Source organism: Streptomyces canus, from assembly GCF_041435015.1.
In the GTDB taxonomy this organism is placed as follows: domain Bacteria; phylum Actinomycetota; class Actinomycetes; order Streptomycetales; family Streptomycetaceae; genus Streptomyces; species Streptomyces canus_G.
On record NZ_CP107989.1, the window covers coordinates 3,855,239 to 3,879,064 of the forward strand.

Here is a 23,826-nt window from a genome sequence, read left to right on the forward strand (position 1 = left end):
AGGTTGGTCAGCCGCCGTAGCGGCGGTGGCGCGCCGCGTAGTCGCGCAGTGCGCGCAGGAAGTCGACCTTGCGGAAGGCCGGCCAGAAGACCTCGCAGAAGTAGTACTCCGAGTGAGCGGTCTGCCACAGCATGAAGCCGGACAGCCGCTGCTCGCCGCTGGTACGGATCACGAGGTCGGGATCGGGCTGGTCGCCGGTGTAGAGATGGCGGCCGATCATGTCGATGTCGACGGCCTCGGCGAGCTCCTCCATCGGGGTGCCCTTGTCGTGCGCGTCCAGCAGCATCGACCGGACGGCGTCGGCGATCTCCTGGCGGCCGCCGTAGCCGATGGCGACGTTGACGAGTATTCCGTCGACGTGGGCCGTGGACTCCTCCGCCTCCTTCAGCGCCGTCTGCATCGGGGAGGGCAGCAGGTCGGGCGTGCCGACGTGGTGGACCCGCCAGCGGCCGTCGGCGGCGAGGGTGCGGACGACGTCCTCGATGATGCCGAGGAGCGGGCCGAGCTCCTCCGGCGGGCGGTTGAAGTTGTCCGTCGACAGCAGCCAGAGGGTGACGACCTCGACGTCCGTCTCGGTACACCAGCCGAGGAACTCCTCGATCTTCTCCGCCCCGGCGCGGTGGCCGTCGACGGGGGTGGAACCGGCTGCCTTCGCCCAGCGCCGACTGCCGTCCACGATGACACCGATGTGCTTCGGCACCTGGGCGTGGTCCAGGTGGCCTTCCACCCGGCGTGCGTAGAGCCTGACGAGCAGGCCGCGCAGCTTGTCGCGCAGGTTCACGTGATTGTCAGCCCCTTTGACGGATGGCGGTCCCCGCGGCTAGAGCCTACCGGGAAGTGCCGGACGCCCGGCGTCCGGGGGGCCATCTGTCCGTGTGCTCCTGCGTGTTGCGGGGGCCGGTGGCGTGGGCGCGGCGGAGCCGTGAAGGCCTTCGGGTAGGCAGCCCCTGCGTCGGCGGGAAGAAGCGTCCTGGTCCGCGCGAGAAAAAAACGGGCCGGTCCGTGGGGGGGATACGGACCGGCCCGAGGGGGGGGTTCCACCATAACCCTTCGTGAGGGATGGTGGGTGCATCGGCGTGCCACAACTACTCTCCGGAGTCGGGCGGCGACGGCGCGGTGGCCGGTCGAAGGCCTGCTCATGGGGGTTTCGTGGCCGAATCACGGCGGAATCATGGAGACGTGGGGCATCGCCCAAGCGGGTGACTCCGGGTCGGAACGTTTCTTTGACGCCGGAAAGTGGGCGCGGCACCGCGCAGCCCCCTCCTCTGCGCGGTGCCACCGCGCAGCTTTGCTGGCGCGAATTGCCTCGCCTTGAATTTACGTCAAGCGCGACCCGGATGCGAGCCACCTGGGATAACGATGTGGAAACCCCGTGAAGACCATGGATATGTGGGGTAGATCGACACGCGATGCGCCAGTTGTCCGATTTGCAGCTGTGCCGAGGCCATCCGCCGACAGGAACGTCAGGCGCGTGGCCTACGAGCCTCCAGGAGATGGCGGCTGCTGTGGGCGACGAAGGGGCCCTCGGACTCGATCCGCTCGTGCAGGGACCGAAGTCGGGGCTCGTACTCGGCCACGGTGAAGCCGGGGACCATCCACACCACCTTGCGCAGGAAGTGGACGACGGCGGCGATGTCGTGGAACTCGATCCGCAGCCGCTCGGCACGCAGGTCGACGACCTCCAGTCCGGCGGCCTCGGCGGCGGCGCGGTCGCGGTCGGGGTGGCGGTCCGAGCTCTGCGCCTCCGGCTGCGGGCCGAGGAAGTGCTCGACGAGTTCGAAGACGCTGCGCGGGCCGACGTGCTGGGCGAAGTACGTGCCGCCCGGCTGCAGTACGCGCACGATCTCCGCCCACTGCGGGTTGACCGGGTGACGGCTGCTGACCAGGTCGAAGGTGTCGTCGGCGAAGGGCAGCGGCGCGTCCTCCGGTGCGGCGACGACCACGATGCCGCGCGGACGCAGCAGGGCGGTGGCCTTGGTGACGTTCGGCGGCCAGCCCTCGGTGGCCGCGGCGAGCAGCGGTGTCTTGACCCCTTGTCCGAGGGCGAAGTCCAGGACCTCGCCGCCACCCGTCTGGATGTCGAGCGAGGCGGTGGCACCGGCCAGGCGGTCACCGAGGGAGCGGGCGAACCCCCACGAGGGCCGCGCCTCGGTGGCCCGCCCCTCGAACCACGAGAAGTCCCAGCCCTCGGTGGGCACGGCCGCGCCCTCGGCGACGAGGTCCTCGAACGTGCGGGTGCGGTGGGAGGTCATGGGGTGATCGTCGCAGGATGACACGGGCGGGCGCCGCTCATTTTTTTCGCCGGCAGGTCAGGGCACCAGCGGCCGGACGTCCTGCGCGGCGAACCGTACGAAACCCTCCGGGTCGGGTTCGTCGGCCGTCGGCTGCAGGACGACCGTGTCCGCGCCGGCCGCGGCAAGTCGCTGGACGGCCCTGGCGACCGCCCCCGCGTCCCCGGCGACGCCGAGGTCGGGGACGTCCGCGACGCCGTCGTCGGTGAGTTCGGCGCGCAGCCGGGCGGCCGCGTCGGGCCCGGTGGTGGTGAGGAGGTAGACGACGATCCGGTGCCGATCCGTCCGCCCTGCCTTCTGCCGTCCCTCGTCGATGAGCAGACGGGCCCGGCGGACACCCTCGGGCGGGGTGCCGGCGGTGAGCACCGTGCCGTCGGCGGCCTCGCCCGCGACGCGCAGGGTGCGCGGGCCGGTGGCCCCGGTGAGCACCTCGACGGGCCCCTCGGGCGGCCAGTCGAGGGCGACGTCGTCCAGCGAGACGTACCGCCCCCGGGTGCTGACGCGCTCGCCTCCCAACAGGGCTCGCAGCGCGACGAGGTGCTCGCGCAGCAGGGTGAGCGGCGACTCCGCCCGGGCTCCCACCTGCCCCATCCAGTCCTGCACACCATGGCCGATACCGAGGACCGCCCGCCCCGGGAACATCCGGTGCAGGGTGGCCGCCTCCATCGCCGTGATGGCGACGTTCCGCAGCGGCACGGGGAGCAGGCCGACGCCGATCCGCACCCGCTCGGTCCACGCGAGAGCGGCAGCGGCAGCGGAGATCCCGCCCTCCCGGAAGCAGTCCTCCCACAGCCAGAGCTCTTCGAGCCCCGTCTCGTCCGCGAGCCGGGCGAGGGCCCGGAGCCGCTCGGGAGGGAGTTGGGGACGGAACACCGCGCCGAGTTCGGTCATGCCGCCCTTCCTACCCGGGGCGGAGGGACCGGACAACTTCTTTACGTTCCTTACGGCGTCGGCTCGTACCGCAGCAGTACGACGCCGTTCCCGAAGGTGTGCGACTCGACGAGCCGGAGGGCGGTCAGCGTGTCGGTGTGCGGGAAGAGGGGCTTGCCCCGGCCGACGAGAACAGGGTGGACGTAGATCCGCAGCTCGTCGACGAGGCCGTACCGCAGAAAGGTCTCCCCCAAGCCGGCCCCGCCCAGCGCGAGATCACCGCCCGGCTGCTCCTTCAGCGCCCGGACCTCTGCCGGCACGACCTCACGGACGAGGGTGGAGTTCCAGTCGACGTTCGTGAGGGTCCGGGAGTAGACGACCTTGGGGAGGTCCCGCCAGATCGGGGCGAACTCCCTGACGGACGCGGGGGCGTCGGGGTCGGCGTCGGCGGTGGGCCAGTAGTCGGCCATGAGCTCGTAGACGACGCGGCCGTGGAGCAGTCCGCCCATGCTCCCGACCGTGGCGTTCATGTGCGTGTGCAGTTCGTCGTCGACACGGTGCCAGCTGATGTCCCGGTCGGGGCCCTCGATGTAGCCGTCGAGGGACATGGACATCATCAGGACGATTTTGCGCATCGGACACCTGACCTGGGCAGAAGGGGGAGGATCGAATCCCACGGTACGGGGACCGACACGGATGGCGTGGGAACTCCACGGCTTGGAGGTGGCTCCGGGATGGGGCGTTGGCAGGACGGCCGCGGGAGGCTGATCGTGCACGGGGACCGGGGGGAGCTCGCCGTGCCGCTGGAAATCGCCTCCTCCTACCGGGCCCGGACGAAGGGCCTGCTGGGACGGGACTCCGTCGACGGGACCCTGCTCCTCTCCCCCGCGGGCAGTGTGCACACCTTCCGGATGCGGTTCCCCATCGACGTCGCCTACCTCGACCGCCGACTCCGCGTCATCGCCGTGCGCACGATGAAGCCGGGGCGCCTGGGGCGGCCGCGGCTGCGTTCCCGGCATGTGCTGGAGGCGGAGGCCGGGGTGATGGAGGGGTGGGGGTTGCGGGTGGGGGTGCGGGTGGAGGTCGCTCTCGGGTAGGCCGAGGAGACCACGGCAGCCACGACGCCCACGGCAAGAACGGCAAGAACGGCAAGTGGCTATAAATCTTCTTTTTCAGGACACTTCGGTAGATCTTTTGCCATCTGGCCGAATTTCACATTGACGCTCTGTTGGCCCGGGAGTTGAGTCCTCCCTGAGCGGGACGCCTCGCGTCCATAGACGCTCGGCAGCGGGGGCCGCCATGGACGACACAGAGATCCTCGTCGTGGGTCGGGCCCGTGGCGCGGGCGCGGTGGAGAGCCGCCTGGCGGTGGTGGCCCGAGTCCCTCCCTGGATCACGGTGTTCCGCGTGAGCGCGGAGGACGTGGCGGGCGTGGCGGGCGTGGCGGAACACCTTCGGGAACTGTCCGGCGACGGCTGTCTCGCCCTCGCCCGTTCACCGCACGGAGAGATCACGAGCATGGGTGACGAGACCGTCGTGCGCCAGATCGACGAGCACGCGCTCCTGTTCATCGAGGCCTGGAAGTCGGGGCCCAGGAAGTCACCGAGACAGGGCGAGGGACGGAACTGGGGCGACCCGGAGTTCCGGCCGCCCGACCAGCCGAACGGAGTGTGAGATGGCCGGCGACAACAGCGTCACGGAACGTGCAGTGCTCGCAGCGGACGCGAACCAGCGGGGGGCCGCCCCGTCGTGGCCCGGGGTGGGGCACACGATCCACCGGTACGGACGAGTCAGTGTGGTCGCCTCACCGGCCGGACCCGCCGCGTCACCGCCGGGCCCGGAGCCGGGCGACACGGACGGCCTGAGCGAGGTGGAGCGGCTGGGACTCGCCGCGCTGCACCTGCGTGAGTCCGCCGGATACCAGGTGGCGAAGAGCCGCCGGCCGCGGCACGCGGAGGCCTGGGACATGCCCGACTGCACCACGATCGTGCCCACGCCGACGGCCCCACCCGCGGCCGGACGCGAGGGCGCCGCCGCTCCCGCGCCCACCAGCTCCTACCTGGAGGGGACGGTCGCCGTCGGCATCGTGATCGTGCAGGGACCGACCCCCGAACTCCAGTTCTCCAACGACGAGATACTCAAGGTCGTCGCGGAGGTCCAGAACGGGCTGAGCTTCTACGCCACGGCCAACCCCATCGCAGGGATCAGCTTCTCCTACGACATCCAGGACGTGGCCGTGACGGTCGCCGCGAACCCGAACGCCCCCGACCTGGAGGCGCTCTGGCGCGACCCGGCGATGGCCGCGATCGGCTACAGCGCGGACTTCGCCGGGGTCGGCGCGTACGTCGAGGACCTGCGCAACCGCTTCGGCACGCGCTGGACCTACTGCGGGTTCTTCACCAAGTACCCGCTCAGCCACTTCGCCTACGCGAGCATCGGCGGCCCCCGGCTGGTGATGCAGTACGACAACGACGGCTGGGGTCCCGACAACATCGACCGGGTCTTCGCCCACGAGACGGGACACATCTTCGGCTGCCCCGACGAGTACGCCACCAGCAAGTGCGACTGCGGAGGTTCGTGGGGCAGGTACGGGCTGGCCAACGGCAACTGCGAGAACTGCGCGGGAGGCGGAGGCGTGGCCTGCCTGATGAAGGCCAACACCTTCGAGCTCTGCGAGTTCACCCCGTCGCACCTGGGCTGGGCGCCACAGTTGCTGGTCCGCAACTACGGTTACGTCGCGGGTGGCTGGCGGGTGGACAAGCACCCTCGGTACCTCGCCGACCTCACCGGGGACAAGCGGCTCGACATCGTCGGCTTCGGCGACGCGGGCGCGTTCGTGTCGCTGGGCCACTCGGACGGCCGCTTCGAGACGCCAAGGCTGACCGTGAACAACTTCGGCTATGTGGCGGGCGGTTGGCGGGTGGACAAGCACCCCCGCTTCCTGGCCGACGTCACCGGCGACGGCAAGGCGGACATCGTCGGCTTCGGCGACGCGGGCGTCTGGGTGGCCCTCTCCAACGGCGACGGCACCTTCCAACCCATGACCCTCGCCATCAACAACTTCGGCTACGTCGCAGGCGGCTGGCGCGTCGACCAACACCCCCGCTTCCTCGCCGACGTCACCGGCGACGGCAAAGCCGACATCATCGGCTTCGGCAACGACGGCGTCTGGGTGGCCCTCTCCAACGGCGACGGCACCTTCCAACCCATGACCCTCGCCATCAACAACTTCGGCTACGTCGCAGGCGGCTGGCGGGTGGACAAGCACCCCCGCTTCCTGGCCGACGTCACCGGCGACGGCAGGGCGGACATCGTCGGCTTCGGCGACGCGGGCGTCTGGATCGCCCTCTCCAACGGCGACGGCACCTTCCAACCCATGACCCTCGCCATCAACAACTTCGGCTACGTCGCAGGCGGCTGGCGCGTCGACCAACACCCCCGCTTCCTCGCCGACGTCACCGGCGACGGCAAAGCCGACATCATCGGCTTCGGCAACGCGGGTGCCTGGGTGGCCGTTTCCAAGGGCGACGGCACGTTCCAGGCCATGAACCTGGCCATCGACAACTTCGGCTACAACGCCGGGAGCTGGCGCGTGGACAGGCATCCGCGGCTCCTCGCGGACACCACGGGCGACGGGCGCGCGGACGTCGTGGGCTTCGGCGACGCCGGGGTCTGGGTCTCCCGAGCGCTCGGCGGAGGACAGTTCGACGCGCCCGGGCGGGTGATCGCGAACTTCGGCTACAACGCCGGGAGCTGGCGGGTCGACCAGCACCCGCGCCTCGTCGCCGACATCACCGGCGACGCACGCGCGGACATCCTCGGCTTCGGCGACGCGGGGGTGTGGGTCAACCGCACCTGAGGGGGGCCGACCGGACCTATTGAGGCCGGATTCCCGGACACGTCGGGCACAACGTGAGGGTGAACTCCGGGAGAAGTCCCGGAGTTCACCCCGGATGCGGGGTTTCGTGGATGGGCGGCCCTTCGAAGGGTCCGCTGCCCTCAGGAAGCGGTGGTCACCCGGGTGTACTGCGCGTCCGTCGCGGAGCGGGGGGACGCCTACCCCGGACCTTCCGAGCCACCAGAGGAGTTGGCGCTCCCTCGGCAAGGCTCACGCCGGGACAGTGCTTCCGTGAGCCCGGCCGGAGTCGACTGTTTTCCAGAGGCGGCGGGCAGGCCTGCCGCATGGCGACGTCAGATGACAACGAACACCGGCGAGACGCGGACGCCCGGCTGTGGGCGCACCACCTCCACACCGACACCATGGTCTTCCAGCGCGGCAACCTGTTCCTCGTCGCGCAGTCTCTCCTGGCGGTGGCCTACAGCACCACCGCCGCCTCGGGCACCACTCACGCGGCAGCACGTGTCCTGGCCGGCTTCGGGCTCGCTCTCACCGCGGTCTGGGCATACGTGGGACACCGCTATCACCGCTACAACCGGGCCATCCAACGACGTACCGCCGAGCGCCTGTCGGACTACGCGGAAACCTATAGAGCCAGCCGCATCTCCGGTCCCAGCGCGATGCCGTTGATCGCCTACGCGCTTCCGATCCTCGCCGCCGTCATGTGGATCGTTCTGCTCATCGTCACCTAGAGGGTGTTCTCACAGCGGCAGGCCGTGGAGGACGTCCGTCACGCGGGTGGGGTCGGGGGGTCCCAGATGGCCCGCGTTCGGGAAGTCGTGGACCGTGAAGCGGTTGTGCGGGGTGAGTTCGTCGGCCTCCGCGATCATGCGGTCCTGGAGTTGCGTGGCCACGGTCCTGTCCTTGCCGAAGCGCAGATAGGTGCGCGGGAGGCGGCCCCAGGTGGTCGCTCGGCCCGCCGCCCGGTCCGCGTACGCCGTCATCGACTCATCGGTCTGCATTCCCTCCAGCACCCGCAGAAACTGCGCGTCCGTGTGGTCCGCGCAGATCATCTCCTTGAAGGCCGCCAGTTCACGGCGGTCGGAGGTACGCCAGTTGAGGCGCAGCACCCCCAGTTTCTCCGGGTCGCCGACCTGGTGCAGCGGGTTGAGGGCGTGTTGCCCCTCCGGGGAGGACGCGCAGTCCATCAGGGACGGCATGGTGCGGCTCGGGCAGAAGGCGGCCATGTAGCAGATGTGCGAGAGGAGTTCGGGTACGGCGTCGGCGACCCGGCTCACCGAGAGGCCTCCCATGCTGTGGCCCACGAGGACGACGGGGCCGCCAAGGCGGGCGGCGCGGCGGACCGCGCCGGTGACGCGGCGCTCGAAGTCGTCGAGGGTGAGTGCGGCGACGGGCGAGGGCTCGGTCGCGAGGGCGCGTAGATCCTGTGCCTGGTAGGCCTTCGGGATGAACTTCTCGGTGCCGTGCAGGGGTTGGTCCACGGCGACGACCCGGTGCCCGCGCAGTGCGAGCTCCCTGCCGATCGCCGTCCAGAACGCGGCCGCGCTGTGCGTGCCGTGGACGAGGACGTACGTCCGTACACCGTCGGCGGTGCCGGTCGCGTGCGCGGTTCCCGCACCTGTACCCGTGGCGAGTGCGGCGGCACCCGCCGCACCGGCGAGGCCCCGTAAGGCCCGGCGCCGCGAAGGTCCGTCGGGATGAGGGTTCTTGTTGTGAGTCATACCGATGAGGCTAGGAATCCCCTCGGTGTCAGACGATGGCCCTGCACACCCGGTCGAGGGTGTACTTGCCGACACCGACGGCCCGTTTGAGTAGCCGTGGTCATGCACGGGCTCCCGCTCGGGTTGCCGCGAGTCCGGGCCCGGCATGTGCTGGAGGCGGAGGCCGGGGCGATGGAGGGGTTTCGGGTAGGCGGAGAGACCACCCCGAGGTCAACGAGGCCTTCGGCGTCCCATACCGCGACGGGAGCGGCAAGGGCCACGACGTCCTCGGCGTCCGCGCCTGGAATCGGAGCATCCTCATGGACGGTGACCGCCGCCCGCTCAAGGAGTTCCCGGACTGGGAAGCCGAGCACGGCCGCCTGGCCGCCGGTGACATCACGTCCACCTCCAGCGACGCCGAACTCGACCGCTGGGCCGACCGCGAAGAGGAGAGCGCCGCACGACAGGGGTGGCGCCTGCTGGGAGCACGGGAGGCCGCCGCCGCTCACCGGGAGCAGCTGCGCGACCGAGGCTGGGACCGGCTGACGGTCGTAGACGCCGACATCGCCGAGTTGGAGAACGCGACGGACGCCGTGGACAAGAATCTGGAGACGACCCGCCAGGAGTGCCTGCATCTGGTCACGGCCGCGCGTGTCCGGGACTGCCGTTAACAGCCCCGGACACTGGATCATCGTCCCATCCGAAGCCCCGCCTCGTGCGGGGCTTCGGCCGTTGACTGGATCGTTCCCCGAGCCGGGAACAACGCGGCAGTTGCCGAAAACTCGTCCCAGCGTGCCGTCCTCGAATACTCGGCAGGGGTGCGGTTCAGTCGCTTCCCGGCTCGTACGACTCGGGCACGTAGTCGTCGAACGACGGCTCGTCGGGCGCATCAAGCTGGGCGTACAGTCGCGCTCGCGTCGTCGGCCATCGGCACTCTCCCGTAGCCGGTCAGTTCGGGGGCACCTCGAGGAATCGCAGCACAGCGAGGACGCGTCGGTGGTCGGCGTCGGCGGCGGGCAGGCCGAGTTTGGCGAAGATGTTGTTGATGTGCTTGGCGACCGCGCTGTCGCTGACCACCAGCGCCTCGGCGATCCCCGCGTTGGATCGTCCCTCGGCCATCAGCGCCAGCACCTCCCGTTCCCGCGGCGTCAGCCGCTCCAGGGGGTCGCTGTGGCGGCGCAGCAACAACTGGGCGACGACCTCGGGATCCAGCGCCGTACCGCCGTCCGCGACACGCCGTACCGCGGCGATGAACTCCTCGACGTCGGCGACGCGTTGCTTGAGCAGGTAGCCGACGCCGCTGGTGTGAGCGGTCAGCAGATCGGCCGCGTACCGCTCCTCCACGTACTGCGAGAGCAGAACCACCGCCGTCCGCGGCCACTGGTGGCGAATCACCAGCGCGGCGTGTACCCCCTCGTCGGTGAAACGGGGCGGCATCCGGACGTCGACCAGGGCGAGTTCGGGCCGGTGCTGCTCGACCGCGGTCAACAGGGCGTCCGCGTCACCCACGTCGGCCGCGATCTCGAAGCCCGCCATCTCGAGCACCTTGACGAGCCCCACGCGCAGCAGCACCGAGTCCTCGGCGATCACAGCTCGCACGGCAGCTCCGCAGTGAGGGTGGTCGGGCCCCCGGCGGGGCTGCTGACGCGGAACGACCCGTCGACGGAGCCGACGCGTTTGGCCAGTCCGCCCAGCCCGCTGCCGGCTGAGGCGTCGGCGCCGCCGATCCCGTCGTCGGTGACGTTCACACGTAGCACCTTCCCGATCCGTTCGACGGTCACCTCCACGCGCGTGGCACGGGCGTGCTTGGTCACGTTGGTCAGCGCCTCGGAGACCACGAAATAGGCGACCGACTCCACGATGGGCGCTGCTCGCTCTCCGATGTCGACGCGCAGGCGTACCGGCAAAGGTACCCGGGCAGCCAGGCCGGACAACGCCGCGTCCAGCCCGCGGTCTTCGAGGACCGCGGGGTGCAACCCGCGCACGAGGTCGTTGAGTTCGGCGATTGCCGCCTTCGCCTCCCGGTGCGCCTCGTCGATGGCGGTGCGGGCATCATCCGGCAGGTCGATGAGGGTTGCCCTGGCCAGTCCCAGATTGACCGCGAGGGAGACCAGGCGCTGCTGGGTGCCGTCGTGCAGGTCGCGTTCGATGCGGCGGCGCTCGCTGTCGACGGCTTCGATCAGGTCGGTGCGGCTTTCAGCCAGGTGCTCGACACGCTGCCGAAGCCGCTCGTTCCGGCTCGACCCCAGCAGCGCCGACGCGAGCCGGGTCTCGGTCCGGGCCGTCGCCCCGGCCAGCCAGGGCGCGCTGCACAGCAGCACGACGCCGACGACGGTGTAGAAGAACGCCATCAGGCGTTCCTCCCCCGGCAGCGCCCAGGCCCACCCGCAGGCGGTGGCGCCCGATACCGCCACGGCCCACGCCGCGAGCACCAGCAGTTCCAGCGCCGCCAGCAACGGCCCGAGCAGGAGGTGGTACACGACCTGCCGCCAGGTCTGGGCCGAGGACAGCCACCGCAGGGCACGCCTAGGCCACCATCGTTCCGGCGTCGGCGTCAGCCGGGGGACGTCCACACCGAGTAACACTCGATATCGGTGTCGTTGAACAAAGGTGAGCGCCGGAACGCCGACGACGAACAGCGCGAACGGTATCGGGACCACGGCCCACGCGTTCGCCTTCACGACGATGGTCACGCCCCAGACCCACTGCGACGCCAGGGCAAGGTGCAGCGGAATCCCGGCCGCCAGGAAGCCGGTGTCCCGTCGCGCTCGAAGTAATGCGCGTCGCAGCGTCCGGGAACTCCTCATGACTGGACGGTAGATCGCCAGGTGACGGACATGCCATGCACCGTGCATCCGGATCGATGGTGAAGCCAGTACCACCCCCAAGTCGGACCTTCGCGTTACCGACGCGCGCACCCGCCGCAGCAAAGCTTGTCCATGTAAGGCACACAAGCCCGCATCCGGGAGGAGACGCAGCCCCATGGCCCTCGTCGATTCGGCAGCCTGCGGCGCTGCGGACGCGCTGCCCGCCGCCATCGCGGACGTGCTCTTCTTGTCGCGCCCCGCTGTGCTGCGAGAGCAAGGCACCATCGTCAGGAGGCGGTGGCCCGGCATGGCGTTGATCGGGTGCGGCCTCGCGCTGCTGCCCTGGCTGCTGGTGCTGGCGGCCGCGCTGCCCACCGCACCCAGCGTCCCGCACTGGTCGGCCGCGTGGGTGGGGCTGGATGCGCTGGAGGCCCTGGGCCTCACCGCCACCGGAGCACTGCTGCTGCGCCGGGATCCTCGGCACCCGCTCACCGCGGCGGCAACCGCCGCGCTGCTGATCGTCGACGCCTGGTTCGACATCGTCACCTCTGCCCGCGGAGCCGAACTCGCCGCAGCGATCGCGATGGCCGCCGTCGCGGAACTACCGATGGCGGCCTTGTGCGTCGTACTGGCCACCGCTTCCTGCCGCCCCGGCTTCCCCTGCCACGATCGTCCGCCCCACCATCGCCGACCCGATGTCACTGCGGGTGCTGCCGCCACGCCCCCGCCCACACCTCTGGAGGAGACCACGATGACCGAGCAACCCCCGGCACCGGCAAAACGCCCCCAGCCCGCCGAGCGCCCGGAAGGCGGGGGCGAGAACGCCATCGTGGACCTGTTCGTCGAACGGCTCGGGGACCGGATCGACGACCGCGTCGCCGCGTCGTTCGACGAGTTGTGCGCCGAACGGCTCGCGGAGCCCGGCCCTCTTCAGCGAGCTGTGGTCCGCGACCGAAGGGCGGAGCTCAGGGTCCTGTTGCTCTCACTGATCCTCGGCACCGTCGCAACAACCTTCACTCCCGGCGGGACCACCGCACTGCTCATCTCCTGGGCCGGACTGGTGGTCCTCAACCTCGCCTACCTCTTCCGCCCACGCTGACACCCGACTCGGTCCGTCCCGCGGCGGTCCCCCTCATGGGTGACGATGAGCATGGTGACCCACTCCACGAGCGCATGTGGCAGGTCGAGTGCGGCAGGATAGATGACCAACGAGGCCCCTGAGCAGCGTGGTTGAGACGTCAGACATCTCGATCAACTGCCCGGGGGCCTCGCTCGTTGCGCTTCACGGACCCGTCACCCGATCGGTGGCCCGCTCGAAGAAGCTCAGTGAATCTCTCCGTAGATCTGCCACTTCCCCTTGGCGTCGCTGGTGGTCAGGTCCTCCTCGGTGGCCTGCCGGGCCTGCCCCGTCTGGTCCCGGGACTCGGCGGCCGACTGCTGGGAGAGATCCGGCGTCCAACTCCCCTTCGCCGACGCCCCGACCTGGCCCCACGACATCCCCTCCGCGTCCTCGCCGGATACGGCCGGATCGCCGTAGCGGCCACGACGTAGTCCTTGGTGACGCCGACCGCGTACTCCTCGGCCTCGTGGTAGTAACCGGCCGACAGGTCGAGCTCCTCCGCGATCTCATTGCCCTCGTCGACCAGCGCCTTCACCCCCCACTCCCAGTGCTCCGCGAAAGTGGCGAAGGCCTCCCCTTGACCACCAGGAGGTAGTGGCCACAGCGGTGACGACATGCTCGGCGTGGGCGCGCTGGGTGTGCATCGCGTCGGCGGTGACGATGACGCCACGCAGGTCGATTCGGGCCAGCAGCGGGGCGAAGGCGGGTATCTCGTTGCTCTTCGCGGTGATCTGGCGCTGGGCGATCACGGTCTGGCAGGCGTGGAGCGCGGCGGCGAGCAGGTGCACGGCGCCGATGTCGGTGCGGGAGCCGCGCACGGTCTTGCCATCGACAGCCAGGCCGATCAGCCTGTCGCCCGGTTCGTCGACCGGGTCGGCGGTGTACCGGGCGAGCCAAGCGCCCACCGCGTCGTCCAGGGCGTCGCCGTCCAGGCGGGCCAGGAGCCGTCCCAGCGTGGAGGCGTTCGGTGTGCCGGCAGTCGGGCCGAGCCGTTCACGCAGGTCGCAGTCGGTATCCGTGGCGAAGCGGGCAATGGCGGCCAGGGACGCGGCTCCGCCGAGGACGGCGACCAGGCACAGCGCGAGCAGGGAGCCCAGACGGTAGCGGCGGCCTCGGACCCGGCGGGGATCGGGTATCCGGTCCAGCACGTCCACCAGGCAGGTGAGCTGCGGCAGTTCTGGATCCGGGCAGGTGGAGTCGATGTCTGCGCAGTGGCGCCGCAGGACACCGATCAGGGAAGACGACACGCGAACGCGACCCCTATTCATGATCAAAGGCTTCTACAGCCTTGATCATCAGGAGTCGTGTTCACTGCTTCCAGTCGGGCCATTCAGTCACTGCTCGATCTGGCGGGGTGAACCGCTCACCACGTCACCTGCGAGCGCATCCGTCCTGGCTGCTCACGCCGCGGTGAACCGTTCGGCGGCATCCCAGAGTTCGCCTTCACGCCATGGATCGTAGGACTCCTCCGACGAGCGGTCCACACGGCTGCGGTCGACGTAAGCGCCGGTCGGCGCCTGGGGCGTGCCGAGGACGACGTCAGCGAGGTAGCGGCCCGCGGCGTTGCGGCTAGTGGCGAACGGGGTGAGGGTCATCACCGGCAGGATGCGCCGCATCGCGAACCGGGAGACGGGGTCGGCATTGCGGGCGAGGCCGGTGCCGGGGACGAATCCCGGGTTGTAGGCGACGGCGTCGATCCCGGCCGGAAGACGGCGCGCGTACTCGTGCACGAGGTAGATGGCCGCCAGCTTGCTCGTCGAGTACGCAGTGCGCCCGGCGACCACGGTGTCCGGGTTGGGGAAGGCGCCGGTGCGGGCGAGGACGTCCGGGGACTTCCAGGCCGGGCCGGGCACCATGCCCATGTTGTGCTTGAAGTCGCCGAAGTGGGTGTCGCTGGCGGTGATCACGATCCGGGCGGGAGCGGCGAAGCGGTCCTGGAGCAGGCGGACGAACAGGTGGTTGGCGAGCACGTTGACCGTGAAGGTGGACTCGAACCCGTCGGGTGTCTCGGTGAGCGCGTTCGTGTACTGCATGCCCGCGTTGCCCACGAAGCCGCGCAGCGGCGGGAGGTCACCGCGATCGAGCCGGTCACGGATCTCGGTGGCGGCCGAACGGACGCTGTCCAGCGAGCCGAGGTCCGCTGAGACGTGCGAGACCGTGTGCCCGCCCCTAGCGAGTTCCGCAGCGAGCTGTGCGCCGGAGGATCCACGGGCGACGACGAGGAGGTGCACGTCCGGCGACCGACGCAGGATCTGCCCGGCGGCGACACGGCCGATCCCGCGGCTCACACCCGTCATCACGATGGTGTGCTTCATCGAAGGCTCCTTCACTGCTTCGCCGATGGCGTCCGGCCCGGGCACACGTCCACGTTCGCCGCTCGCGCCACCGCCAACCAGTGCCGTCCCCGTCACTAGGACTGGCAGTACCCATGCTCGTCCTGGGCCGCGCGGCGAGAATGACCTCATGGCTTCCTCCCGCTCCGCTTTCGGCGCCCTCGTGCGCGCCTGGCGAGACCGTCTCGCTCCGGCAGACGCCGGCTTCGCCGTGACGGACGGCCGTCGTGCCCCGGGACTGCGCCGCGAGGAGCTCGCGCAACTGGCCGGGCTTTCCGTCGACTACGTCCTCCGCTTGGAACAGGGACGCGCGAAGAACCCCTCCGCCCAGGTCGTCGGCGCCCTCGCACGGGCCCTTCAGCTCTCCCGCGTCGAGCGCGACCAGCTGTACCGAAGCGCCGGGCTCCTGCCGCCGCAGGACGGGACGGTCAGCACCCACGTGCCCGCGGGCATCCAACGGCTCGCCGCGCGTCTGGGCGACGTCCCGATCGGCGTGTTCAGCGCAGACTGGACCCTGGTGTGGTGGAACACCATGTGGAGCGCCGTGTTCGGCGACGCCTCCGTCGTCCCGCCCGTCGAACGGAACCTCGCCCGTGCGCTCTTCGGCAACGGCGTTGCACACGCCTCGATGCTGCCCGTCCAATCCGAGCGCGGACCAGACGTCTTCGAGGCGTCGATCGTCGCCGACCTCAAGGACGCGGTGTCTCGCTATCCCAGGGACGCCCAGCTCGATCGTCTCGTGCACGAACTGCGAGGCGTGTCCGATGCCTTCGCTCGCCACTGGGCCACGCAGGCGACCGCTGCCCAACACACCAGCGACCGCAAGACGATCCGACATCCGAAGATCGGTGACATCCAGCTCGACTGCGACGTCCTCATCGTCCCCGGCGCCGACCTGCGCATGGTCACATACACGGCAGCGACCGGAAGCAGCGACGCGGGGAATCTGGACCTTCTTCGCGTCGCAGGTGGCCATAGCGCCATCGCGCTCCCCTGACCGGCGACTGCTGGGAGGCTGCACCAAGTCGACCGGGGCGAACCTCACCGCTGCCGCCAACCACTATCGGTCACGTCCCACGCGAACGCTCGACCTGCTTCATCTCGCAGCCTGAGAACGCATCAGCCCTGCCTTGAGTGCATCCACGAAGGCGACGAAAGCGCCGGCCGGGAAGACGAGCGGCGTCCTGGCCGGAGTCTTGGAGTCACGTATCGCTACCCGAGTGACATCGTCTGCGACTTCCACGCAGGAGTTGCCGTCACCCGGGCCCGAATAGGACGACTTCCGCCAGTTGCCGGGTGTGCTCATGGGATGCCTCACAGCTCTTTCGCCAGCTTGTGGATGAGTTCACGCGAACCGTCGGGTTCGAGCGACGCGGCTTCCACCTTACGGAAGAGTGTTCGAAAGGCGCCAAGTTGGGCCTCGGAGTCAAGGAAAGCCGTGCTGTGGGGCGCATCGCGCGCGACGGTGTCCAGCTTGGATACAGCGCCTCCCGCATACACCATTGCGCTCGCGGCGCCGGCAAAGCACTCCAGCGCAAAGGGGATGACCCGTACCGTGACGTGGTCGGCTTCGGAGAGTTCGGCAAGGCGGAAGAGTTGATCTCGCGAAGCAGCGCGATTGCTGACGTTGATGCGCAGTGCGGCCTCGTGGATGACCGCTTCGTACGGAGTCCTCTCCAGTATCACTTTGCGCTGCATCCGGTGACGGACACGCAGCTCAAGTTCTTCCTGAGGTAGCTCAGGCACTCGATACGCGAAGACCGTGGCGTGGTGTTCCACGTGGGCGGACTCGATCAGCAGCCATCTGCTTTCACCGCGGCCGGGAGAAGCGCCTTCATAAGAGCGGTCAGTTTGGCGCGAACTCCCTGAATGTCCTCGGCACCCGGAACGGTGATCTCTACCGTATAGCTTCGGGGCTTCCCATCATCCGAAAGAGAATGGGCACATTCCGCCACACCGAGGGCGTTCCCATCATCGAGTAGTGCAAATTTCCCTGACGCATCGAACGTGACATTTCTGTCACCGGCGACGATTTTGACGATCTCCTGCAACGTGTCACTGTCGATTCGGCGAGTAAATTCCACTTTGATTTCCCCCGTACCGTCAACATAATATTGACAATACGAGTAGACCAGGGAGCTGTCCACGCCGTTCCCGCTCTTTCTGAGTTTGTTACCGGGCGGGAAGAATGGCTTTAGCAGAGCTCGCTCAACAGGGACTCCGCAAAATGCCTTCGGGTAGTCATACTCCACACGTTGTTCAGAACTGCAGCCGGACAACAGCATGACAGCCGTAAGAAGCATCCACGCAGCCACTCGTACGTGCTTACAGCTATCCATGGCGCGCGGCCTCCCACGTGGCTCCGGCAGCGTGGCTCTGGCCGGCTTCCCCGGCTACGGCCTTCTTGACGTCGCGTACGGTATCGGCATTGTGGTCGCCACGCTGCGCTGCCTGCTCGACGGCGACCTGCGCGGACCGCTGGGCGGCTTCGCTGCCGTTGCTGAACTCCACACCAGCTTCGTACTGGGCCTTTGTGGTGGTGTCCTGTCGGATGCTGTCCATCACGCTGGACTGAATGTCCTCGATGGCCCAGCCTGCGACATCTCCAACGACAGGGGTCTTGATAGCGCCGGTAGCCAGGCCCAGGCCACGACCGACCCACTTACTGGCCGTCTCGGCCGATTCATTGAAGTCCGCGTCTTTGGCTCGCTGGGTTTCGAAGATCGCCTCCGCGCGAGCCTCGCTCATGATTCCCGCGACAGTAGCCCCTGGACGGACGGCGGACGCTGCGCGCTCGGAGATGGGCACCTCGGATTGGCTATCGGCGTTCATGGCCCGGTCGACTTCGGCAGTGGTGTACGCCTGTTGCGATGCGGTGATTGCCGCGTAGGCATCAGGATCCTGTCCAACCTGGGAGAGAAACGCCTCGGTGTGGGCACGGTCAAGCTGTGCGGCAGACCCGAAGACGGGGAGATCGTCCTGCGTGGAGATTGTGCGCTGGACGTCACTCATGTATTCGGCGGCAATATTGCCCAGACTGTCACGAGCGGCCTCATAGGGAGCGCCATCCTTGCCGTTGAGGAGTTCGGGACCTTCCTCGCCACCGAACTTGTCCACGACCTGACGGGTCAGGGCGGCCTGATCGGCCGTGTGCGGGACAGCGTCAGCGTTGGGGTCGCCGTCCCAAGGCCGTCCCGTAGCTCCCGCTTCGAGAGCATGCCCCAGCGCGTCCGGGAAGTCGTTCATGGACTTCTTCGCGGCGTCCGGGTCGTGCCCGGTGATGTCGGGGAAGGACTCGTAGTCCTTGTTGACCAGGTAGTCCAGGTAGCTGTTCGAGCCGTCGATGTTGGCAAGCTCGCCCTTGCGGGTGCCGTCCTCGGCGTACTTCTCCATAGGTGGCGTGAAGTAGTCGGTGGCCGCCTGCGGGCTGTGCCCCAACGCCTCCAGGACGCTGTTCATCGGGTCGTAGCCCGCGCCGTTCTTGCCCGAGGGGTTGAAGCCGTACTCCGGGTCTCCGAAGTCGGACTTCGTTCCGGCGAAGAAGTACGGGTCCTTGGCGTGGAGTTGGGTGACGTGCTCCGCGATGGGGGTGAGGAAGGAGGAGTCGTAGTCGCCGTAGCGGAGGATGCCGCCGAGGAGCTGGTAGCCGTAGGGGCCCTCACGCATGCTGTCCGGGTACAAGGCGATGTGCTGGGTGCCGAGTTTGCGCAGGTCGGCGGTCCACTGCTCGTCGAGGTGCGGGGTCTTGCCCGGGTTCGTGGCGGTGGCCAGGTTGTTGCCCATGTTGCGCTGAAGCTGCTGGAGCAACGCCTTGCGTCCGTCACTCGCGTCGGCGGTCTGCAAGGCGAGCTGGCCGTAGAGCTGGAGGGTGCCCTTCTGGCCGAGCTGCTTGTAGAAGGTGGTGGAGAACTCCGCGTCGCCCTGGTTGGTCTTCAGCAGGTGGTTGAGCTCGGTGAGTTCCGTGTCGGTGAGCTTGTCGCCCTTCTTCATCAGCTCGGCCGCGTGAGTGGCGTCGGCAGAGTCCAAGGACATGACGACCTTGGAGTTGAAGTTGTCCGTGTAGCCGCCGAGGTCGCGGCGCAGGGCCCAGCAGGCGGTCTCGTCGGCGTCGGCGGCCTGTTGGAGGACGGCTTCGATACGGCGGGCGAAGGCGTCGCAGGCCTGCTGCTGTTTGCGGATGAGGGCCTGGCCGTCGGGGTCGTGGTGCGCCCAGGTCTGCTGGTTGGCGTCGTTGCGCGGGGTGACGACGCCGGTGACGCTGACGTGCAACTCCTGCTTCGGGGCCTCCACCTCGGCGAGGTGGCTGAGGTCGTCCTTGGCCTTCCTCAAAGCGCCATGGAGTGAGGCGAGCACACCGGCGATGCCCTCCGCCTCCTTCCGGGCGTCCGCGAACTCCTGGTGCGCATCTCGTACGTCGTTGCCGGCCTTGCCCGCCGTCAGCGCGGGCTGGTGCCAGCCTGCCTGCTTGAACGGCGCCGCGACCTCGTCGCCGTACGCCGTGTGCAGACCCTTGAACTTGGTGGCCGTCTCCCGCCAGCGGTCGGCGGCCGCCTTGAGGTTGCTGAGATTGAGGTGGTACAGCTGCTCATACGTCGGCATGGCTGCGGTGGGTCCCCGTGGTGTGGTGATCGCGGTGGGCGGTGGCTGGTTCGTGTCAGGTTCAGCCGAAGGGTGACGGCTTGCCGGACAGGGAGCGCATGGTCTGCGTGTTCGCCGTCTCCGTGCTCTGGTAGAGCAGGCCCGAACCGCCGCACTGGCGGGAGAGGCCGTCGCACTTTGACGCGAGTGCCGAGACCTGGCTCGCCCAGGTCTCCGCCAGGCCGCTCAGTGCTCCGCCGAGCCCGCCGTCCCAGTTGCCGCTGCCGAAGTCCTTGGATGCCGAGCGGGTTTCATCCACCGGGTGGGCGCCGGTGGTTCGCGTGCGTCCCGCCAATTCCTGCGCGCCGGTGCCCGCACGGTTTAGTGCCGCCGGATCCTCGATGTCCGTGCCGCCCGACATTCCGTATCCCCCATGTTCGCTTTCGCCCCGACGGTCCGGAGCTTTCGATCTGTTACGCGAATCAGTCAGTGATGCGCACGCAAAAAATATCACCGTGGCGGGCTGCGTCTTCGGGCCTTCGGCCGGATCCCGACCTTGAAGCCACAGACAGGGAGGACCTGTGGAGCCATTGCTCTCGCATACGTCCACGAGGCCGCATGGATCGGTTTCCAACAGCAAGGTAGAGCTCCGCCGGGACGTAACCGCCGATGCGGTCCGGGCGGCCTTCGGCGAGATCTACCAGTACCTGAGCGGGGATCGACGCCAAACTCGCCGACCCTGCTGACGACATGCTCTCCGAGCCGGCCGCCCGGGTGCGGGCCGGTGACCTCACCCACCACGACGCCACCATGCTGGTGTCCTGCTCCTCGGCGCCGGGCACGAGACCAGCGCCAACATGCTCGCCCTGGGCATCCTCGCGTTCCTGGAACACCCGACCAGCTCGCCGTCGTCCGGGACACCGACGATCCGAAGGTCCTGGCGTCCGCCGCCGACGAGATGCTGCGCTATCTGACGGTCGTCCACAACGGCCAGCGCCGACTCGCCCTGGAGGACCTGGAGATCGGCGGCCGGTCCATCCGGGCCGGCGAAGGCGTCGTCATGCCGGGCGCCACCGGCAACTGGCAGGCCGACGTCTTCCCCGAGCCCGAACGGCTCGACGTCCGCCGCGACGCCCGTCGCCACATGGCCTTCGGTTTCGGCATCCACCAGTGCCTGGGCCAGCCCCTGGCCCGTCTGGAGCTCCAGGTCGTCTACCACACCCTCTTCCGCCGCAGCCCCACCATGCGCCGGGCCACCGACCTCGACACGATCCCGTTCAAGGACGACGGCATCGTCTACGGCGTCTACGAGTTGCCGGTGACCTGGTAGGGCCGGTCGGTCAGTTCCCCCCGCGGGGGAAGGAGACCTCGACTCGGCGGTTCTTCTTGCGGCCCGACTCCGTCGCGTTGGAGGCGATCGGGTAGTCCTCGGAGTAGCCGCGGACCTCGTAGGTGATGCCCGAGTCCTTCAACTCCTGGTCGAGGACGTCCTGTACGGCGTTGGCGCGCTGCCGGGAGAGGGTGCGGCCGTGGGCGTAACTGCCGAGGTTGTCGGTGAAGCCGAAGACACGGATCCGGGTGGCGTTCTGGTTCTTGATCTCCGCCGCGATCGCGGAGATACGGGCCTTCGCCTCGCCGTTCAGCTTCGCGCTGTCCTTGCCGAACAGGACCTCTGCCTGGAGCGCGAACTTCACGTCCGCGTTGGTGTCCTCCCTGCGCTCGTCACCGCTCTGGTCCTCGACGACCTGCTTGATGTCCAGGACCTTCGGTTCGGCGAGGGTGGCGCCTTCCGGGAGCTTCAGATCCGGGTCGTTGGGGTCCACCTCGACGGGTGCGGTGGCGGAGGGTTCGGTGCCCGGGGGCACGCTGGGGCCGTCGTCGGCCTGGGCCGGGGTGAGGGTCAGGGCCGCCATGAGCGAGGCGACGGTGATGGCCAGGGCCAGGCGGGGTGGGGTTCGGGTGGCGGTCATGGTGGGCGTCATCCGGAGATCTGGATGGGGGCGGAGGCGAAGGTGGGGAGTTGGAAGGTGACGTCGGCGGTGCTGGTCGGGGGGGCCGGGAACTGGACGAAGACGGCCAGGGATTCGCCGGGTTGCAGCGATGAGAAGCCGGTCGTCGTCAGTGGTCGGCCGTCCGTGTCGCGCAGCACGTAGTAGCGCTTCTTCGACGTGGCGTCCACCAGCGTCGCGCCCCCGAGTGACATGCCGTGCCGGAGGATCTCCGTCTCGTCTCCGCGCACCGCGGGGGGAATGGTGATGCGCTTGGAGCCGTCGTTCTTCAGGTTGCCGTTCACCGTGACGAATCCGCCGGCGTCACGAGTGGCCGAGGTGATCTGGAGCAGCAGCCCGCTTGACCCCTTCAACTCCGCCATCGGCTCGTCCGACTGGCCTTCCTGTGTGCTCGGGTCGGAGCCGCCCGTGCGGGACGCCGACGCCGACGTCTCCGGCTTCTTGTCGTCATCCCCTCCACCGCTGCAACCGGCCACGCCGACGGCCAGTCCGGCCGCGATCGTCAGCGCGACCATCCCCCTGCGGGCCCTCGCCGTGAACCGAATGCTCATCAGTCCGCTTCCTTCGTCATTCGTCGTTTCCTTGTGCCAGATGGACGTCGAAGAGGTCTTCTGGTTTTGGCAGGTCTGTGAGGTCGTCCGGGTCCAGGGTCCACTCGACGTTGTCCTCGCAGGTGAGTTTCGGCAGCACGTCCGCGCCTTCGCCAGGCAGCTTGAACTTGCAGATCGGTTCGATGACCGCCGTGGCGGTTTCGGTCGACTGCTTGCCCTCGACTCCGGGGACAATGGAATCACCGACGGTCTTGTTGGTCGTCGCCTCGACCTTGTAGCCCGGGGGCGTCCCCGGCAGTATCGCGCAGCCGACCGTGGCGTCATTCTGCGCGGCCAGTTGGTCAGCCCGCTCGCACCCGTTGAAGTCAACTCCCACGCCGTCGAAGATGTCCTGCCACTTGGTGGGATCGAGGATGTTCTCCACCCACTTGTCGGTGATCTCGTCCCGGGTGTCCAGGGCCGCTGCCAGCGCCGCCGCGTCGGCCGCCGTCTGCGCGCCGTTCCGATTCGCTGCGGCCTGGCCGACCGCGAGGTAGGCGAACGCGAGAAAGAGCAGGCCCGCCACCACCATGATGTAGATGGGGAAAGCCTGCCCTGCGTCGTCGTGTCTACGAGACCCGGTCAGCCGCTGATGACTTCGTTGACCTTGTCCACGATCGCGGTGTAGATCGTGTTGCCGATGTCCGTCCCCGTGATCGCCAGCACGATCGCCACCACCACCGCGATGATGCCCAGGTACTCGACCGCGGTCTGACCCTTGTCGTCGTTGAACCGGTTGCTCATTGCGGGCCCCTTCGGCGTCGTCGCTGTCGACAACCGGAACGTAGACCTGCGGATACCGATCGGCGCAGGGCCCCTGGGCCCAAATCCGGGCCCAACCTCGCAGCGACACGGCTCACCCCACCCCTCGGCCCGAACTCCGCGCCGTGCCCAGCCACTTCGCGGCGGCCTCGGAGCGGCTCGTGCTGTGGAGCTTGGCGAAGATGCGGTTGATGTGGTTCTTGACCGTCTTCTCGCTGATGAAGCAGGCGGCGGCGATCTGCTGGTTGTTCATGCCGGATGCGATGAGGTTCATGATCTCCGCCTCCCTCGCGCTGAGTTGGAAACGCGACCGGTCCGACGACGACTGTCCCACAGATGATTGCAGTTGCGAAAGCCCTTTGAGGGGAAACGGCGTTGCTGACACCGGAAGATGAGGATCTACGTGTGCATTCGCATCGCGTAGCTGGGTCAGCAGGGCGCCCGCCGCCGTGGGCGTGAGGTGGGTGCGGCCCTGGACGGTGTCCCTGACGGCCAGGACGAGCTGGTCCGCCGTGAACTCGCCGTGGACGAGGTAGCCGTCGGCTCCCCTGCGCAGCGCCTCCTGGACGGTCTCCGGTTCTCCGCTGTACGTCAGCATCAGCACCGGGGCGATCGGCACGAGGTACGGCAGCGCCGAGATCCCGTCGACGCCCGGCATCCGGACGTCCAGGAGGATCACGTCCGGGTGGTGCCGGCTCGCGGCCTCGTACGCCTCGCGGCCGTCCGCCGCCTCCGCCACGACCGTGATGTCCTCGCGGCCCGTCAGGAGGGCGGTGAGGCCGGCTCGGACCACCGGGTTGTCGTCGGCGACGACGATCCGGACGGGCGTGGGCGGGGCCGTCGGGAACAGCGCGATCGGTGGGGTGGGGTGCTGGGGGTCGTCCGGCATGTCGCGGCCTCCTCTCGG

General features: G+C 68.8%; 27 protein-coding genes and 3 pseudogenes. 9 read left to right on the forward strand and 21 right to left on the reverse strand.

What is annotated here, in order from left to right:
* Nucleotides 1-7: 7 nt before the first annotated feature.
* The 4 genes from OG841_RS17150 to OG841_RS17165 form a co-directional block, all read right to left on the reverse strand.
* Nucleotides 8-781 (reverse strand): isoprenyl transferase, encoded by a 774-nt coding sequence (locus OG841_RS17150; protein WP_328640682.1) that lies wholly within the window; start codon nt 779-781, stop codon nt 8-10.
* Nucleotides 782-1,463: 682 nt separating this feature from the next.
* A complete protein-coding gene (locus tag OG841_RS17155) occupies nt 1,464-2,252 on the reverse strand; it encodes a methyltransferase domain-containing protein (RefSeq protein ID WP_371565959.1) in 789 nt (262 codons plus the stop codon).
* Between the two features lie 57 nt (nt 2,253-2,309).
* Nucleotides 2,310-3,182: an LLM class flavin-dependent oxidoreductase gene (locus OG841_RS17160; protein ID WP_328640680.1), complete on the reverse strand. Its 873-nt coding sequence runs from the start codon at nt 3,180-3,182 to the stop codon at nt 2,310-2,312.
* Between the two features lie 50 nt (nt 3,183-3,232).
* Nucleotides 3,233-3,796 carry a dihydrofolate reductase family protein gene (locus OG841_RS17165; RefSeq protein WP_328640679.1) on the reverse strand — a complete coding sequence of 188 codons (564 nt, stop codon included), beginning with the start codon at nt 3,794-3,796 and terminating at the stop codon, nt 3,233-3,235.
* Between the two features lie 99 nt (nt 3,797-3,895).
* On the opposite strand from OG841_RS17165, the gene OG841_RS17170 reads away from it, so the two are divergent.
* The 4 genes from OG841_RS17170 to OG841_RS17185 all read left to right on the forward strand — a co-directional run bounded on the left by OG841_RS17170 (nt 3,896) and on the right by OG841_RS17185 (nt 7,751).
* Nucleotides 3,896-4,258, forward strand: a complete 363-nt coding sequence (locus OG841_RS17170; protein ID WP_328640678.1) for a DUF192 domain-containing protein — start codon at nt 3,896-3,898, stop codon at nt 4,256-4,258.
* Nucleotides 4,259-4,460: 202 nt separating this feature from the next.
* Complete coding sequence (locus tag OG841_RS17175) at nt 4,461-4,835, forward strand: hypothetical protein (protein WP_328640677.1); 375 nt, start codon at nt 4,461-4,463, stop codon at nt 4,833-4,835.
* A 1-nt stretch (nt 4,836) separates the two neighbouring features.
* Nucleotides 4,837-7,020 carry a hypothetical protein gene (locus OG841_RS17180; protein WP_371565962.1) on the forward strand — a complete coding sequence of 728 codons (2,184 nt, stop codon included), beginning with the start codon at nt 4,837-4,839 and terminating at the stop codon, nt 7,018-7,020.
* Nucleotides 7,021-7,343: 323 nt separating this feature from the next.
* On the forward strand, nt 7,344-7,751 hold the full coding sequence (locus OG841_RS17185; RefSeq protein ID WP_328640675.1) for a hypothetical protein: 408 nt from the start codon (nt 7,344-7,346) through the stop codon (nt 7,749-7,751).
* A 9-nt stretch (nt 7,752-7,760) separates the two neighbouring features.
* On the opposite strand, the gene OG841_RS17190 is transcribed toward OG841_RS17185, so the two are convergent.
* Complete coding sequence (locus OG841_RS17190) at nt 7,761-8,741, reverse strand: alpha/beta hydrolase (RefSeq protein WP_328640674.1); 981 nt, start codon at nt 8,739-8,741, stop codon at nt 7,761-7,763.
* A 117-nt stretch (nt 8,742-8,858) separates the two neighbouring features.
* Between OG841_RS17190 and OG841_RS17195 the strand changes: the two are divergent.
* Nucleotides 8,859-8,934 (forward strand): annotated as a pseudogene (locus OG841_RS17195) (DUF192 domain-containing protein); the annotation flags it as partial.
* Nucleotides 8,935-9,040: 106 nt separating this feature from the next.
* Entirely contained in the window at nt 9,041-9,391 is a 351-nt protein-coding gene (locus OG841_RS17200) for a hypothetical protein (RefSeq protein ID WP_328640673.1), read from the forward strand.
* A gap of 277 nt (nt 9,392-9,668) precedes the next feature.
* Here OG841_RS17200 and OG841_RS17205 read toward each other — a convergent pair whose 3' ends face one another.
* Nucleotides 9,669-10,319 (reverse strand): response regulator transcription factor, encoded by a 651-nt coding sequence (locus OG841_RS17205; protein ID WP_328640672.1) that lies wholly within the window; start codon nt 10,317-10,319, stop codon nt 9,669-9,671.
* A complete protein-coding gene (locus tag OG841_RS17210) occupies nt 10,307-11,527 on the reverse strand; it encodes a sensor histidine kinase (RefSeq protein ID WP_371570723.1) in 1,221 nt (406 codons plus the stop codon). The genes OG841_RS17205 and OG841_RS17210 overlap by 13 nt, the downstream gene beginning before the upstream one ends.
* 175 nt (nt 11,528-11,702) lie before the next feature.
* Between OG841_RS17210 and OG841_RS17215 the strand changes: the two genes are divergently transcribed.
* The gene (locus OG841_RS17215) at nt 11,703-12,626 is read left to right on the forward strand and encodes a hypothetical protein (protein ID WP_371565965.1); all 924 of its coding nucleotides are present in this window, start codon (nt 11,703-11,705) and stop codon (nt 12,624-12,626) included.
* A gap of 20 nt (nt 12,627-12,646) precedes the next feature.
* Here the strand turns inward: OG841_RS17215 and OG841_RS17220 are convergent.
* From OG841_RS17220 to OG841_RS17235, 4 genes and pseudogenes are all read right to left on the reverse strand, one after another.
* Nucleotides 12,647-12,736 (reverse strand): annotated as a pseudogene (locus OG841_RS17220) (IS5/IS1182 family transposase); the annotation flags it as partial.
* Between the two features lie 114 nt (nt 12,737-12,850).
* Complete coding sequence (locus tag OG841_RS17225; protein WP_328640670.1) at nt 12,851-13,024, reverse strand: hypothetical protein; 174 nt, start codon at nt 13,022-13,024, stop codon at nt 12,851-12,853.
* Nucleotides 13,025-13,153: 129 nt separating this feature from the next.
* Nucleotides 13,154-13,894: an ISAs1 family transposase gene (locus tag OG841_RS17230; protein WP_371565967.1), complete on the reverse strand. Its 741-nt coding sequence runs from the start codon at nt 13,892-13,894 to the stop codon at nt 13,154-13,156.
* A gap of 153 nt (nt 13,895-14,047) precedes the next feature.
* Complete coding sequence (locus OG841_RS17235; RefSeq protein ID WP_371565969.1) at nt 14,048-14,962, reverse strand: SDR family NAD(P)-dependent oxidoreductase; 915 nt, start codon at nt 14,960-14,962, stop codon at nt 14,048-14,050.
* Nucleotides 14,963-15,110: 148 nt separating this feature from the next.
* On the opposite strand from OG841_RS17235, the gene OG841_RS17240 reads away from it, so the two are divergent.
* On the forward strand, nt 15,111-15,977 hold the full coding sequence (locus tag OG841_RS17240) for a helix-turn-helix transcriptional regulator (protein ID WP_328640667.1): 867 nt from the start codon (nt 15,111-15,113) through the stop codon (nt 15,975-15,977).
* A 99-nt stretch (nt 15,978-16,076) separates the two neighbouring features.
* Here the strand turns inward: OG841_RS17240 and OG841_RS17245 are convergent, their stop codons facing one another.
* From OG841_RS17245 to OG841_RS17265, 5 genes and pseudogenes are all read right to left on the reverse strand, one after another.
* The gene (locus OG841_RS17245; RefSeq protein WP_365118874.1) at nt 16,077-16,286 is read right to left on the reverse strand and encodes a DUF397 domain-containing protein; all 210 of its coding nucleotides are present in this window, start codon (nt 16,284-16,286) and stop codon (nt 16,077-16,079) included.
* An 8-nt stretch (nt 16,287-16,294) separates the two neighbouring features.
* Nucleotides 16,295-16,738, reverse strand: a pseudogene (locus OG841_RS17250) (Scr1 family TA system antitoxin-like transcriptional regulator); the annotation flags it as partial.
* 35 nt (nt 16,739-16,773) lie between these two features.
* Nucleotides 16,774-17,127, reverse strand: a complete 354-nt coding sequence (locus tag OG841_RS17255) for a hypothetical protein (protein ID WP_365118876.1) — start codon at nt 17,125-17,127, stop codon at nt 16,774-16,776.
* Nucleotides 17,128-17,311: 184 nt separating this feature from the next.
* Nucleotides 17,312-19,579, reverse strand: coding sequence for a hypothetical protein (locus OG841_RS17260; RefSeq protein ID WP_371565972.1), 2,268 nt, complete (start codon nt 19,577-19,579; stop codon nt 17,312-17,314).
* A gap of 61 nt (nt 19,580-19,640) precedes the next feature.
* A complete protein-coding gene (locus tag OG841_RS17265; protein ID WP_328640662.1) occupies nt 19,641-19,979 on the reverse strand; it encodes a hypothetical protein in 339 nt (112 codons plus the stop codon).
* A gap of 537 nt (nt 19,980-20,516) precedes the next feature.
* Between OG841_RS17265 and OG841_RS17270 the strand changes: the two genes are divergently transcribed.
* Nucleotides 20,517-20,888: a cytochrome P450 gene (locus OG841_RS17270; RefSeq protein WP_371565975.1), complete on the forward strand. Its 372-nt coding sequence runs from the start codon at nt 20,517-20,519 to the stop codon at nt 20,886-20,888.
* Nucleotides 20,889-20,898: 10 nt separating this feature from the next.
* Here OG841_RS17270 and OG841_RS17275 read toward each other — a convergent pair whose 3' ends face one another.
* The 5 genes from OG841_RS17275 to OG841_RS17295 all read right to left on the reverse strand — a co-directional run bounded on the left by OG841_RS17275 (nt 20,899) and on the right by OG841_RS17295 (nt 23,808).
* Nucleotides 20,899-21,528 (reverse strand): OmpA family protein, encoded by a 630-nt coding sequence (locus OG841_RS17275; protein ID WP_365118880.1) that lies wholly within the window; start codon nt 21,526-21,528, stop codon nt 20,899-20,901.
* Between the two features lie 8 nt (nt 21,529-21,536).
* Nucleotides 21,537-22,118, reverse strand: coding sequence for a hypothetical protein (locus OG841_RS17280; RefSeq protein ID WP_371565977.1), 582 nt, complete (start codon nt 22,116-22,118; stop codon nt 21,537-21,539).
* A gap of 16 nt (nt 22,119-22,134) precedes the next feature.
* Complete coding sequence (locus OG841_RS17285) at nt 22,135-22,743, reverse strand: pilus assembly protein TadG-related protein (protein WP_371570726.1); 609 nt, start codon at nt 22,741-22,743, stop codon at nt 22,135-22,137.
* Nucleotides 22,740-22,901, reverse strand: coding sequence for a Flp family type IVb pilin (locus tag OG841_RS17290; RefSeq protein WP_167368204.1), 162 nt, complete (start codon nt 22,899-22,901; stop codon nt 22,740-22,742). Before OG841_RS17290 ends, OG841_RS17285 begins: the two co-directional genes overlap by 4 nt.
* Nucleotides 22,902-23,013: 112 nt before the next feature.
* The gene (locus OG841_RS17295; protein ID WP_371565979.1) at nt 23,014-23,808 is read right to left on the reverse strand and encodes a response regulator; all 795 of its coding nucleotides are present in this window, start codon (nt 23,806-23,808) and stop codon (nt 23,014-23,016) included.
* Between the last annotated feature and the right edge of the window lie 18 nt (nt 23,809-23,826).